The 13,474-nt window shown below is 71.4% G+C and carries 11 protein-coding genes; 3 read left to right on the top strand and 8 right to left on the bottom strand.

Annotation, left to right across the window (positions count from 1 at the left end):
• Positions 1-10: 10 nt before the first annotated feature.
• Both LR948_RS07210 and LR948_RS07215 read right to left on the bottom strand, forming a co-directional pair.
• Positions 11-667 carry a sulfotransferase domain-containing protein gene (locus LR948_RS07210; RefSeq protein ID WP_232753319.1) on the bottom strand — a complete coding sequence of 219 codons (657 nt, stop codon included), beginning with the start codon at positions 665-667 and terminating at the stop codon, positions 11-13.
• Positions 664-1,146, bottom strand: a complete 483-nt coding sequence (locus LR948_RS07215) for a pyridoxamine 5'-phosphate oxidase family protein (RefSeq protein ID WP_232753320.1) — start codon at positions 1,144-1,146, stop codon at positions 664-666. Before LR948_RS07215 ends, LR948_RS07210 begins: the two co-directional genes overlap by 4 nt.
• 127 nt (positions 1,147-1,273) lie before the next feature.
• Here LR948_RS07215 and LR948_RS07220 point away from each other — a divergent pair, with 127 nt between their 5' ends.
• Both LR948_RS07220 and LR948_RS07225 read left to right on the top strand, forming a co-directional pair.
• Entirely contained in the window at positions 1,274-2,899 is a 1,626-nt protein-coding gene (locus LR948_RS07220) for an AMP-binding protein (protein ID WP_232753321.1), read from the top strand.
• A 475-nt stretch (positions 2,900-3,374) separates the two neighbouring features.
• A complete protein-coding gene (locus tag LR948_RS07225) occupies positions 3,375-4,403 on the top strand; it encodes a hypothetical protein (protein WP_232753322.1) in 1,029 nt (342 codons plus the stop codon).
• Positions 4,404-4,677: 274 nt separating this feature from the next.
• Here the strand turns inward: LR948_RS07225 and LR948_RS07230 are convergent, their stop codons facing one another.
• The 6 genes from LR948_RS07230 to LR948_RS07255 form a co-directional block, all read right to left on the bottom strand.
• The gene (locus LR948_RS07230; protein ID WP_232753323.1) at positions 4,678-5,637 is read right to left on the bottom strand and encodes a hypothetical protein; all 960 of its coding nucleotides are present in this window, start codon (positions 5,635-5,637) and stop codon (positions 4,678-4,680) included.
• A gap of 70 nt (positions 5,638-5,707) precedes the next feature.
• On the bottom strand, positions 5,708-6,340 hold the full coding sequence (gene upp, locus LR948_RS07235) for a uracil phosphoribosyltransferase (protein ID WP_232753324.1): 633 nt from the start codon (positions 6,338-6,340) through the stop codon (positions 5,708-5,710).
• The gene (locus LR948_RS07240) at positions 6,337-7,368 is read right to left on the bottom strand and encodes an adenosine deaminase (protein WP_232753325.1); all 1,032 of its coding nucleotides are present in this window, start codon (positions 7,366-7,368) and stop codon (positions 6,337-6,339) included. The genes upp and LR948_RS07240 overlap by 4 nt, the downstream gene beginning before the upstream one ends.
• 4 nt (positions 7,369-7,372) lie before the next feature.
• On the bottom strand, positions 7,373-8,590 hold the full coding sequence (locus tag LR948_RS07245; RefSeq protein WP_232753326.1) for a phosphopentomutase: 1,218 nt from the start codon (positions 8,588-8,590) through the stop codon (positions 7,373-7,375).
• A gap of 315 nt (positions 8,591-8,905) precedes the next feature.
• Positions 8,906-10,213 carry a thymidine phosphorylase gene (locus LR948_RS07250; RefSeq protein WP_232753327.1) on the bottom strand — a complete coding sequence of 436 codons (1,308 nt, stop codon included), beginning with the start codon at positions 10,211-10,213 and terminating at the stop codon, positions 8,906-8,908.
• Positions 10,213-10,605 carry a cytidine deaminase gene (locus LR948_RS07255; protein ID WP_232753328.1) on the bottom strand — a complete coding sequence of 131 codons (393 nt, stop codon included), beginning with the start codon at positions 10,603-10,605 and terminating at the stop codon, positions 10,213-10,215. The genes LR948_RS07250 and LR948_RS07255 overlap by 1 nt, the downstream gene beginning before the upstream one ends.
• A 549-nt stretch (positions 10,606-11,154) precedes the next feature.
• Here LR948_RS07255 and LR948_RS07260 point away from each other — a divergent pair.
• Positions 11,155-13,437, top strand: a complete 2,283-nt coding sequence (locus LR948_RS07260; RefSeq protein ID WP_232753329.1) for an NADP-dependent malic enzyme — start codon at positions 11,155-11,157, stop codon at positions 13,435-13,437.
• Positions 13,438-13,474: the final 37 nt, after the last annotated feature.

Raw genomic sequence — 13,474 nt, forward strand, 5'->3', positions numbered from 1 at the left:
GAGAGGGCGCTCAGGCCGGCTCGAAGCGGTAGCCGAAGCGGGCGATGTCGGGGGCGCAGAGATCGGCCACCCGGGCGCGGGTCTCGGCGTCGTAATAGCCGCGCCAGTCTTCGGCCCGGGCCGAGCGGTTGGCATGGGGCAGCGCGAGCCGGAAGCCCAGGAGCGCCTCGAAGGCGGGCAGGTCGGTCTGCAGATATTCGAGCCGCAGGAAGAGCGTCTCGGCCTCCTCGCCGTCGGGGCGGGTGACATAGCTGCCGTAGGGAGCCGCGCGCAGCGCCGCGCCGGTGGCGGGGTCGGCGAGGAAATCGGCGAAGCTCAGCGCCTTGGCGCGCCGCACCGCGGGGTGGTCGAAGCTCTGATCCTGCAGCCAGTGGTAGTAGCTGACCATCCGGTCCCAGGGGTTGCGCACCAGGGTGACGACCTTGAGGGGCGCGAGCGCCGCCTCGGGCAAGAGGCCCGCCACGTCCCGCAGGCTGGCGTGTTTCCAGACCCGCCCGGCGGCGGGGCCCAGCGTCTTCAGCCGCTTGCGCCGGGCGCGCGCCTTGGGGGTGTCGCCGATCAGGATGTCATCGCGATGCGCCCGCGCCTCGAGCGCCAGCGCCAGCGAGGTGCCGCCGGTCTTGGGGATATGCACGAAGAGATAGCCGCGTCCGGGCGAGATGATCATGGGCGCTCGCCTCCGGGGCGGACGCCGTAGAGGCGATGCGCCTCGGCGATCATCTGGCCCTCGGTCTTGTCGGGGAAGACCCGGTAGCCCGGCGCGAGGAGCGGCCGGGCGCGGGTCACGCTGACCGCGATGACATGGCGGATGGCGAAAGCGGGCCCGGCCTTCCGGGCGAGCGGCGCCGCGGCCTCGGCGAAGTCGGGCGCCTCGGGGGCGATGATCCGCGCGGTGCCGTGAAACGTCATGCCCTTCTGCCGGAAGACGTCCAGCGCCGAGACGCAGACCTCGGGGTTGGCGCGGATGTTGCGCAGGCTGCCGGCCGAGGCGATCTCGGCGATCAGGATCTCGCCCGAGGGGGCGGGCAGGAAGACCTCCTTGGGCGAGACATTGGGCCGGCCCTCCGCATCGGCGGTGGCGAGCCAGACCAGCACCGCGCGGTCGAGCGCGGCGCGGCTGTCGTCGGAAAGCGCGCTTCGGGACATCGGGCCTCCGGGGTGGCGGGGTCAGGGTCGGGCGCAGCTTGCCTCCAGCCCGAGGGCCGCCGCAAGGCTTGCCTGCGCCCGCGCTTGGCCGCAATCTGAGCGCGAGCGACGGGCAAGGGAGGACAGCATGGGCTGGTTGCCGGACGAGACCGGGCTGGGCAAGGTGCCTGCCAATTACACCCCGCTGACACCCCTGTCCTTCCTGAAGCGCGCGGTGGAGGTCTATCCCGACCACCTGGCCGTGGCCTACGGCAGCCACCGGGTCGACTACCGCGCCTATGCCGCGCGGGTGAGCCGGCTGGCCTCGGCGCTGGCGGGGCGCGGCATCCAGCCGGGCGACGTGGTTGCGACGCTCCTGCCCAATATCCCCGCCCATGCCGAGGCGCATTTCGGCGTGCCTGCCGCGGGGGCGGTGCTGAACGCGATCAACACCCGGCTCGATGCGGGCACCGTGGCCTATATCTTCGCCCATGGCGGGGCCAAGCTGGCACTCGTCGACAGCGAGGTGATCGAGGTCGCCGAGGCGGCCCTGGTGGAGATGGAGGGTCCGGGCCCGGTGCTGATCGAGGTGGTCGACGCCGAGGCGGGCTGCATCGCCAGCGGGCGCCACACCACCTATGACGCGCTTCTGGCCGAGGGCGCGCCCGATGCGCCCTGGATCATGCCCGAGGACGAATGGGAGAGCATCGCGCTCAATTACACCTCGGGCACCACCGGGCGGCCGAAGGGCGTCGTCTACCACCACCGGGGCGCCTATCTGAACGCCATGGGGCAGGTGCTGTCCTGGCGCATGGTGCTGAACCCGGTCTATCTGACCATCGTGCCGCTTTTTCACTGCAACGGCTGGTGCCACACCTGGATGATGCCGGTGGTCGGCGGCACGCTGGTCTGCTGCCGCGAGATCCGCGCCAAGCCGATCTTCGACGCCATCGCCGAGGAAGGCGTGACCCATTTCGGCGGCGCGCCGATCGTGCTCAACACGCTGATCAACGCCCCCGAGGCCGAGCGGCGCGCCTTCCCGCAGGTGGTCGAGGTCTTCACCGCGGGCGCCCCGCCGGCGCCCTCGACGCTGGCGAAGATCGAGCCCATGGGCTTCAACGTCACCCATGTCTACGGGCTGACCGAGACCTACGGGCCGGGCACCGAATGCACCTGGCAGGCCAAGTGGGACGGCACCGCGGGCGCTGCGCGGGCCGATCTGAAGGCCCGGCAGGGCGTCGCCATGCCCTTCCTCGAGCATGTGACGGTCATGGACGATCGCATGGTCGAAGTGCCGCATGACGGCGAGACCAAGGGCGAGATCATGTTCCGCGGCAACGGCGTGATGAAGGGCTACTACAAGAACCCCGAGGCCACCGAGGAAAGCTTCGCGGGCGGCTATTTCCATTCGGGCGACATCGCGATCCTCGAAGAGGACGGCTACATCCGCATCGCCGACCGCGCCAAGGACATCATCATCTCGGGCGGCGAGAACATCTCTTCGGTGGAGGTCGAGGGCGTGCTGATGGGCCATGACGCGGTCTCGCTCTGCGCGGTGGTCGCCAAGCCCGACGAGACCTGGGGCGAGGTGCCCTGCGCCTTCGTCGAGCTGAAGACCGGCGCGGAGGCGGAGGAGGCGGAGCTGATCGCCTTCGTCCGCGGCCAGCTCGCCGGGTTCAAGACACCGAAGAAGGTGGTCTTCGGGGAACTGCCGAAGACCTCGACGGGGAAGATTCAGAAGTTCCAGCTCCGGGCGCAGGCGAAGGAGATGTGAGGTCGGGCCGGGCAGGGGGCTCGGGCGAAGGCGCGGCCTTTGAAGTCCGCGCCCACCGCCGCCGCCAGCCGCCGCGCCTGCCGGGGCGTCGCGCCGCTCAACCCATTCTCAGCCGCCGCTCCCTGCGGTGTGTGGCGCCGCGCGCCCGGCCCAAATCCGCCACGCCCGCCGGGGCAGCACACCACGCACCCCGCTCTCAACTCCGCGCCCCACCCAGGGCCCGAAGCGCCCCACCCCAGGCTTCAGCTTGGCAAAAATACCTAAACCGGCGCCCTCAGCCGCCGCCCAAGCCGGGGCGGCGCGCCTCTCACCCCCACACCCAAGCCAAGCCCCAACGCCATCACCCTCGGCAAAAATACCGCACTCCCCGCGTCCGAAACCGGCGTCACAGCCCCGCGCGCCCATGCGATTGCCGTCTCCCACCGCCGCGTGTAGCTTGCGCCGAGCCACAGGTGCAGACGAGCCCCCGGAGCGCATGACAGCCCTTACCCAATACCAGCGTCTCGAAGCCTCGGGCCTCTGGCGTGCCGATGCCGAGGCGCAGCGGCGCGAGGTGATCGTCTCGCTGGGCGAGGCCTCCCTGACGATCAGCGACGGCAACGAGCGCCCGCTGGCGCATTGGTCGCTGGCGGCGGTGGAGCGGGCCACGGCGCGGGGCGAGCTGCCGGCGATCTACCACCCCGACGGCGACCCCGGAGAGACGCTGGAGCTGGGCGAGGACGCCCCCGAGATGATCGAGGGCATCGACCGGGTGCTGCGGGCGATCTCGCGGGCGCGGCCCCGGCCGGGCAAGCTGCGGCTCTGGATCACCGGCGGGCTGGCGGCGGCGGGCGTGTTGGCGACGGTCTTCTGGCTGCCCGGCGCGCTTCTGGCCTATTCGACCGAGGTTGTCCCCCCGGTCAAGCGCGACGAGATCGGCGCGGCGCTTCTGGAGCGGATCGAGCGGGTGGCGGGCCGGCCCTGCAGCGCCAGCGAGGCCGAGGAGCCCCTGCGCGCGCTGGGCCGCCGGGTGCTGGGCCCTGAGCGCGGCGGCGACCTGACGGTCCTGCGCCAGGCGGTGCCGGACACCGCGCATCTGCCGGGCGGGCGCATCCTTCTGAACCGGCGGCTGGTCGAGGACCCCGAGGACCCCGATGTCACCGCGGGCTATGTCCTGGCCGAGGCGCTGCGCGCCGGGCGGGCCGATCCGCTGGGTGAGCTCCTCCAGCGCGCGGGGCTTTTCGCGACGCTGAAGCTTCTGACCACGGGCGAGCTGCCGGAAAGCGCGCTGGACGCCCATGCCGAGGCGATCCTCTCGGAGACCCCGGCGCGGGTCTCGACCGAGGCGCTCCTGACCGCCTTCGACGGGGCGGAGCTGCGCTCGAGCCCCTATGCCTATGCGATCGACATGACCGGCGAGACGACGCTGCCGCTGATCGAGGCCGACCCCCGGCGCGAGACCGGCAGCCGCCCGGTGCTGACGGACGCGGAATGGGTGCGGCTGCAGGGGATCTGCACGGGGTAGGGTGCGGGGGCTGAGCGGCCGCGCGGGAGGCGCGTCGCCTGTCTCGGATCAGGTCGGGAAAGCGGCCTTTGGCACCACGGCATGAGCGAGGCTGGGCACATCACCTCGGTAGGGTTAAGCTGCACTTCGGCAGTGTGACACGGCGGAGCTTTTCCAAGGACGAACAGGGCCCACAACGGGGTTTTTGCTTGTCTCGCCAAAGGGGTGAGACGCACACCGCACCAACTCAGCGCAGAACCGCTTCAAGCGGCCCCGCCCAACCTCGGCGCGGACGTCAGCGCGGAATGATGATGATCGGATCGCGCACCCGGTGGCGGTCGGCGGTGGCGACCAGCCGGCGCGGCACGGTGTTGGTCCAGACCTGTTGGGTCGCGTAGTAGCCCTCCGGCGTCTGGAAGGCGCGGCGCGGGTTCAGGCGGTCGTCGTCCCAGGCGCGCTCGTAGCCCTCGGGCACGCGGACGGCGGCCTCGGCGCGCAGGGTCTCGTAGACCTGGTCCGGCACGATGGTCGGCCCGGGGCCGCTGCGGGTCGCCGCGGGGGCAAGGCGCAGGTTGCTGTCGTCGTAGCCCTGCCGGATGTAGACATTGGCGTTCGGCCCCGGCGTCTCGCCGCGGCGGATCACCGTCACATGGCTGGTGGTCTGCGGCCCGCAGCGCACCGGCAGCCCTTGAGAGTTGCCGATATACTGCTGCGAGATCGCCGAGGCGCCGCGGCAGCCGCCCTCGGTCGCGACGCGGGTCCGGGCGGGCGCGGGCTGCGCGGCGGGCGCGGGCACCTGGCGGACGATCTGGGGTGCGGGTTTGACCTGCTGCGGCTGGGGCGCGGTGGCGCGGCGCTGGGCCTGCGGCTGCGGCGCGGTGGTCGTCGTCCGGGCCTGCGCTTGGGCCTGCGCCTGGCGCGGCGCAGCCGCCGAGGGCGCGCTGTCGAGGGTGATCCGCTCCACCTCGCTGCCGGGCGCGGCGGCGGCGGTGCGGGTGCCGCCTTCGCCCAGGGTCGGGGTCTGGCCGCAGATGTGGCGGCGCTGGCGGCTCACCCGTGGCACCCAGTTGGTCGCCCCGTCGATGCCCGCGCGGATGTAGACGCAGCCGCGGCTGTCGACATACTGGCGGCCCTCGTAGGAACTGGGCGGAAACTCCATCGGCACATCGGTCGAGCGCTGCTGGGCGGAGAGCTCGCCCGCAAGACCGAAAGTCCCGGCAGCCAGGGCCAGCACGGCCAGACGTGTCAGTTTCATATCACGGCCCCCCGAAGGCGTTTTCGCAACGATGCCGCAACAGGTTGCGTCTGTAAAGCTATGCCATGGCCTATTTAGTCCCGAACATCCGGTCGCCCGCATCGCCGAGACCAGGCACGATATAGCCCTTTTCGTTCAGCCGCTCGTCGAGCGCGGCGGTCACTACCTGCACGTCGGGATGCGCCTCGGCCATGCGCTGGACGCCCTCGGGCGAAGCCAGAAGGCAGAGGAAGCGAATGTTCGTCGCGCCGGCCTTCTTCAGCAGGTCGATGGCCGCGACCGAGGAATTGCCGGTGGCCAGCATCGGGTCGACGGCGATGGTCATCCGGTCCGAGAGGCCCTCGGGCACCTTGAAGTAGTATTCCACCGGCTGCAGCGTCTCCTCGTCACGGTAGAGCCCGACAAAGCCCACCCGGGCCGAGGGGATCAGCTCGAGCACGCCGTCCAGAAGCCCGTTGCCGGCCCGCAGGATCGAGATCAGCGCCAGCTTCTTGCCGTCGAGGACCGGCGCCTCCATCGGCATCAGCGGGGTTTCGATGCGGCGGGTGGTCATCGGCAGTTCCGAGGTGATCTCATAGGCCAGGAGCTGCGAGATCTCGCGCAGGAGCTGCCGGAAGGAGGCGGTCGAGGTCTCCTTCTCGCGCATCAGCGTGAGCTTGTGCTGCACCAGCGGGTGATCGACGATCTTCAGGGTCTCGGTCATTGGGTGTCCAGTCTCTTGGCGATGGCCGCGCGGGTGGTCTCGTCGCAGAAGGCATGGGCCAGCGCGGTGCGGTTGAGGGTGGTGAAATCCTCGGCGTGCCAGCCGAAGCAGCGCGCGAGGTTCACGTATTCGTCGCGCATCGTGGTGTGGAAGAAGGGCGGATCGTCGGTCGAGACGGTGACCGGCACCCCGGCCCGGCGCAGCCGTGCGATCGGGTGGTCGGCAAGCCGCTTGTAGACCCCCAGCGCCACGTTCGAGCCCGGGCAGACCTCGAGGCAGATGCCCGCCTCGGCCAGCTGCTCGACAAGGGCGGGGTCCTCGGCGGCGCGCACGCCGTGGCCGATCCTTGCGACGCGCAGGTCGTCCACCGCCGAGGCGACCTCGGCGGGCCCGCGCCATTCGCCGGCGTGCACGGTGAGCTGGAGCCCGGCCTCGCGGGCCATGTCGAAGGACCAGGCGAAATCCTTGAGCGCGCCCTGGTTCTCGTCGCCGCCCATGCCGAAGCCGGTGATGAAATCACCCGCGGTCTCGGCGGCGCAGCGCGCCGCGCGGCGGGCCTGGTCGGGGCCGAAGTGGCGCACGCAGGTCACCACGCCGCGCAGGGTCACGCCCATGTCGCGCTCGGCGATCTCGGCGGCCTCGCGGATGGCGGCCAGGTAGTCCTGCCAGGCCGAGATGTCGCCGCCGCCGCAGAAATCGGGCGACAGGAAGCTCTCGGTGTAGACCACGCCGTTCTCGGCCGATTGCTCAAGGAGCGCCAGGGTCAGGCGGTGGAAGTCCTCGGGCGATTTCAGCACGGCGGTGGCCGCCTCGTAGGTGCGCAGGAAGCGCTCGAAGCCCGAGAAGGCATAGCCGCCGTCGGCGTCGAAGACGCCGTCGAGGCGGATGGATTTCTCCTCTCCGAGGCGGCGGATGAACTCCGGCGGGGCGGCGCCCTCGTGGTGCAGGTGCAGCTCGACCTTGGGCAGGTTGGCAATCGCTGCGAGGCTCTCTTCGTCGTGGCGGATCTCTTGGGTCTCGTCGGTCATCTGGTCACTCGTGGGGCGCGGGGCGTCCGGGCCCCTTTGCGGGAATGTCGAGGTGTCGCGCGATGGTCGCGGCGACATCGGCGAAGGCGATCCGGCCCAGCTCTCCCGGGCCCTGGCCGGCGATCAGCACCGGCACCCGCTCGCGGGTGTGGTCGGTGCCGAACCAGGTCGGATCGTTGCCATGATCGGCGGTCAGGCACAGCATGTCGTCCGGGCGCAGCCGGTCGAGGAGCGGGCCCAGCTCGGCGTCGAACCATTCGAGCGCCCGGGCATAGCCCGAGACGTCGCGGCGGTGGCCGTAATGGCTGTCGAACTCGACGAAATTGGCGAAGGTCAGGCTGCCCTCGGGCATCTCGTCGATCGCCGTGCCGAGATGGGTCATCAGCTCGGCGTCGGCGCCCTTCCGCAGCTCGTCGATGCCTTCCATGGTGAAGATGTCGCCGATCTTGCCGATGGCGCGCACCCGGCGGCCGGCGTCCTGGGCCCAGTTGGTCAGCACCGGCTGGGGCGGGCGGATCGCGTAGTCGCGGCGGTTGGCGGTGCGCTGGAAGGCCCCGGGGCTGCCCACGAAGGGCCGGGCGATGACCCGGCCGACGCGCATCTCGTGCAGGCGCGGGGCGATGTCGCGGCAGAGCTGGAGCAGCCGGTCGAGGCCGAAATGTTCTTCATGGGCGGCGATCTGGAAGACGCTGTCGGCGGAGGTGTAGCAGATCGGGAAGCCGGTCTCGATGTGCTCTTCGCCGAAGCGGTCGAGCATCACCGTGCCCGAGCCGTGGATATTGCCGAGGATGCCTTCGGTGCCCGCGAGGCGGCAGACCTCGGCGGTCAGATCCTCGGGGAAGGCGGGCCTTGTGTCGGGGAAATAGTGCCAGTCCCAGGGCACCGGCAGGCCGGCCAGCTCCCAGTGGCCCGAGGGCGTGTCCTTGCCGGGCGAGACCTCGGTCGCCGCCCCCCAGGTGCCGGAGAGGTCTCCGCCGCCGAGGTCCGGGGCGGGATCGCCCGAGGCCAGCGTCACCGCGCGCGAGAGGCCCAGCCCGTCGAGATGCGGCAGGTGCAGGGGGCCCGAGCGGCCTTCCTCGGCCCGGCCCTCGGCGCAGGCCCGCGCGATATGGGCGAGCGTGTTGGCGCCGCTGTCGGGCTTGCCGTCGTTGAAGAAGTCGCCCGCATCCGGGGCGCCGCCGATACCGACGGAATCCATCACGACAAGGAAGGCGCGGGGCATGGGTGATCCTTCACGGGCAGGCGTCTGAGGGTGGCACCGGGCCTAGCGCGCGCGAAAGATTTGGGCAAGGGGCGGGCGGCGGGGCGCCGCCGCGTCGGGCGGTGGTCTGGCGGCTGGCGCCGGGCTGCGGGCTGGCGGGGCGCTTGCCGCCTGGAGGCTCGGGTCCGGGGCGCCTGCCGCCTGGAGGTTCAGGTCTGCGGCGCCCGCTGCATGGGGGCCCACCGCGGAGCCACCCGCCGCTGAGATGCCCACCGCTCGAGCGCTCTCGGCTGACACGCCCGCTTCAGGGCCGCCTGGTGCTGATCCGCCCCCCGCTCAGGCCCCCGCCGCGATGCGGCCGATGGGCTTGCGCGCCGGGGCCTCGCCCAGGGTGAAGGCCGCGCGGATCGCCGCTTCCACCGCCTCGGCGTCCTCGACCCGGGCGGCGTGCAGCTTCACCAGCGGCTGGCCCGGCGCGACCGCGCGCCCGAGCGGCGCCACCTCGGAGAGACCCACCGCCGGGTCGACGCTGTCGGTCTCGACCCGCCGCCCGCCGCCGAGCCGCACCACCACGTGCCCCAGCGCCTCGCCGTCGATCGCCGCCACATGGCCCGCGCCCTCGGCGGTGACCTCGCGGATCACCGGCGCCTCGGGCAGGAAGCGGCCCGGCGTCTCGACGAAACCCATGGGCCCGCCCTGGGCATAGACCATCTTCTGGAAGGCCTCGGCCGCGCGCCCGTCGCCCAGCGTCGCGCGGACCTGGGCGGCGCCCGCCTCGGCATCCTTGGCAAGCCCCGCCTTGGCCAGGAGCGCGCCGCCCAGAAGCTCGGTCAGCGCCGCGAGCCTTCCCTCGGGATCCTGGCCCTTGAGGACCGCCGCCGCCTCCCAGACCTCGAGCGCATTGCCGAGCGCCGGCGCCGCCGGGGCGTCCATGTCGGTCAGGCAGGCCACCGTCGGGCAGCCCGCGTCATTGGCCGTCGCGGCCAGCGCCTCGGCCAGTTCCAGGGCCTCGGCCTCGGTCTTCATGAAGGCGCCGGAGCCCAGCTTCACGTCGAGGACCAGCCCCTCGAGCCCGGCGGCCAGCTTCTTCGACAGGATCGAGGCGGTGATCAGGTCGATCGAGGCCACGGTGCCGGTCACGTCGCGCACCGCGTAGAGCCGCCGGTCGGCCGGCGCGATATCCGCCGAGGCGCCGACGATGGCGGCGCCGGTCTCGCGGACGCAGCGGGTGAACTCGGTCTCGCTCAGCGCCGTGCGGAAGCCGGGGATCGCCTCGAGCTTGTCGAGCGTGCCGCCGGTATGGCCCAGCCCGCGCCCCGAGATCATCGGCACATAGACCCCGAGCGCGGCCAGCGCGGGGGCGAGCACCAGGCTCACGCAGTCGCCCACGCCGCCGGTCGAATGCTTGTCGAGGACCGGGCCCGGCAGGTCCCAGTCGAGCTTCCGGCCCGAATCGCGCATCCCCCGGGTGAGCGCCGTGCGCCCCGCCTCGGAGAGCCCGCGCCAGCAGACCGCCATGGCGAAGGCCCCGGCCTGGGCGTCCGAGACCGAACCCTCGGCGAGCCCGCGCGCGAAGCCCGCGATGGCCGCGGGATCGGGCTCCTGGCCCTGGCGCAGGGCCGCGATCAGCCGGGCGGGCTCCATCAGGACTTGTCCATATGCGACGCGGCGAAGGCCCCGGGCAGCAGCTCGCCCACCGAAAGCCGGGTCTCGGTGCCCTCGAGCGTGGCCAGGGTGACCATGGTCGCGGGGGCGGCGAACTCGGCGATCTTCTGGCGGCAGCCGCCGCAGGGCGGGACCGGGGCGGGGCTGTCGGCGACCACGTAGATCTCGGCGATCTCGGTCTCGCCCGCGGCGACCATGGCGGCGATGGCCCCGGCCTCGGCGCAGGTGCCCTCGGGGTAGGCGACGTTCTCGACGTTGCAGCCCCGGTGGACGGCCCCCGAAGGGGTGGTCAGCGCCGCCCCCACCTTGAAGCCGGAATAGGGGGCATGGGCGTTCTCGCGCACGGCAAGCGCGGCGTCGCGCAGGGACATCGGGGCACCTCTCGCAGCTCTCGGGAAGCGGCATGGTGGAGCGCGGGCGGAGGCGGCGCAAGGGGGGAGGCGGGAATGGGCCCCGCCGCCCTCTCACCCCTCGCACCAGAGGGCGCGCGCCGGACCGGGGGCCGGCGCTGCCGACTGTCGAGCGGGGCGCTTTATCGCGGCAAGGTCAGGGCTAGAGGCTATTTATGCACGTCACCCACAAGAGCGCCAGCCCAAGGGGCCGGTCCGGCGCGCGCCCGGCACCTTCGGTGCTATTCGGGCGCAAGAAGTGGCCGGTGTTCGGGTGGGGTAGCTTTGGAGATTGTTTGAACTGTGGCAGTCCCCAGAGGCGCGGCCTCGATGTGATGTTGCGGCCTTCTGAGCAGCAACCCCGCTCGCACACAGACGCTTTCACTACCTTGGACAGTTCAGCGCGTCCCCACCGCACCTATCTGCGCAGGCCCCAACCTCAGGCTCACCCCCCCCCAAATGACGTCACGTCTTTCCGCCCCCCGCGTTTTGCGCTACGCGAGATTCCCGGACCAGTGAGGGGAGAGAGGCATGTCGGATCAGACCACCGAGGGGCAACGGCAGCAGGCGCTCGACTACCACCGCTATCCCAAGCCCGGGAAGCTCGAGATCCAGGCCACCAAGCCGCTGGCCAACGGCCGCGACCTGGCCCGCGCCTATTCGCCGGGCGTCGCCGAGGCCTGCCTCGAGATCAAGTCCGACCCGACCACCGCCCGCGACTACACCGCGCGCGGCAACCTCGTCGCCGTGGTCTCCAACGGCACCGCGGTCCTGGGCCTCGGCGACATCGGCGCGCTGGCTTCGAAGCCGGTGATGGAGGGCAAGGCGGTGCTCTTCAAGAAATTCGCCGGCATCGACTGCTTCGACATCGAGCTCAACGAACACGACCCTGAGAAGCTGGCCGAGATCGTCTGCGCGCTGGAGCCCTCCTTCGGGGCGATCAACCTCGAGGACATCAAGGCACCCGACTGCTTCGTGGTCGAGGAGATCTGCCGCGAGCGCATGAACATCCCCGTGTTCCACGACGACCAGCACGGCACTGCCATCGTGGTCTCGGCGGCGGCGCTGAACGCGCTGAAGCTCGCGGGCAAAGCCTTCGAAGACATCAAGATCGTCTCCACCGGCGGCGGGGCGGCGGGCATCGCCTGCCTCAACATGCTCCTGAAGCTCGGCGTCAAGCGCGAGAACGTCTGGCTCTGCGACATCAACGGGCTGGTGCACGAGGGCCGCGAGGACGAGGCCATGACCCCGCAGAAGGCCGCCTTCGCCCAGCCCGGCGGGCCGCGCGACCTGGGCGAGGTGATCGAAGGTGCCGACCTCTTCCTCGGCCTCTCGGGCCCCAATGTCCTGAAGCCCGAGATGGTGGCGAAGATGGCCGAGCGCCCGATCATCTTCGCGCTCGCCAACCCCAACCCCGAGATCATGCCCGACGCCGCCCGCGAGGTCGCCCCCGAGGCGATCATCGCCACCGGCCGCTCGGATTTCCCCAACCAGGTCAACAATGTCCTCTGCTTCCCCTTCATCTTCCGGGGCGCGCTGGACGTCGGCGCCACGACGATCAACGACGAGATGAAGATCGCCTGCGTCGAGGGCATCGCGGCGCTGGCCCGCGCCACCACCTCGGCCGAGGCCGCCGCAGCCTATCACGGCGAAAGCCTGACCTTCGGGCGCGACTACCTGATCCCCAAGCCCTTCGACCCGCGGCTCTCGGCCACGGTCTCGGTGGCGGTGGCCGAGGCGGCCATGGCCTCGGGCGTGGCGGAACGGCCGATCACCGACATGGAGGCCTACAAGGCCAAGCTGCGCGCCTCGGTCTACCGTTCGGCGCTGATCATGCGCCCGGTCTTCGCCGCCGCCGCCGGGGCCTCGCGGCGCATCGTCTTCGCAGAGGGCGAGGACGAGCGCGTCCTGCGCGCCGCCCAGGCGATCCTCGAGGAGACCACCGAACAGCCGATCCTGATCGGCCGGCCGGAGGTCATCAATATGCGCTGCGAGCGCATGGGCCTGGAGATCCGGCCCGAGCGCGACGTCAATATCGTCAACCCCGAGAACGACCCGCGCTACCGCGACTACTGGACCACCTACCACGAGATCATGGCCCGCCGCGGCGTGACCCCGGACATCGCCCGGGCGATCATGCGCACCAATACCACCGCCATCGGCGCGGTCATGGTGCACCGCGAAGAGGCCGACAGCCTGATCTGCGGCACCTTCGGGGAATACCGCTGGCATCTCAACTACATCGAGCAGGTGCTGGGCTCGCCGGAGCTCTCGCCCCACGGCGCGCTGAGCCTGATGATCCTCGAGGACGGGCCGCTCTTCATCGCCGACACCCATGTGCATTTCGCGCCCACGCCCGAGGAGATCGCCCGCGCCGCGGTGGGCGCCGCGCGCCACGTCCGCCGCTTCGGGCTCGAGCCGAAGATCGCGCTCTGCTCGCAGTCGCAGTTCGGCACCCAGTCGAACGAGGCTGCCGCGCGCATCCGCGCGGGCCTCGAGCTGCTCGACGCCCAGCCGCGGGACTTCTGCTACGAAGGCGAGATGAGCGTCGAGGCGGCGCTCGACCCGGATCTGCGCGAGCGGCTGCTGCCGGGCAACCGCATGGTCGGCAAGGCCAACGTGCTGATCTTCGCCCATGCCGACGCGGCCTCGGGGGTGCGCAACATCCTGAAGATGACCGCCCGCGGCCTCGAGGTCGGCCCGATCCTGATGGGCATGGGCAACCGCGCCCATATCGTGACCCCCTCGATCACCACGCGCGGCCTCCTGAACATGGCCGCCCTCGCCGGCACGCCGGTCTCCGACTACGGCTGACGGCGCCCGCGCCCGGCCGCTGGGAGGTCGGGCGCGC

It is taken from the genome of Roseivivax sp. GX 12232 (assembly GCF_021272185.1).
Lineage (GTDB): Bacteria > Pseudomonadota > Alphaproteobacteria > Rhodobacterales > Rhodobacteraceae > Roseivivax.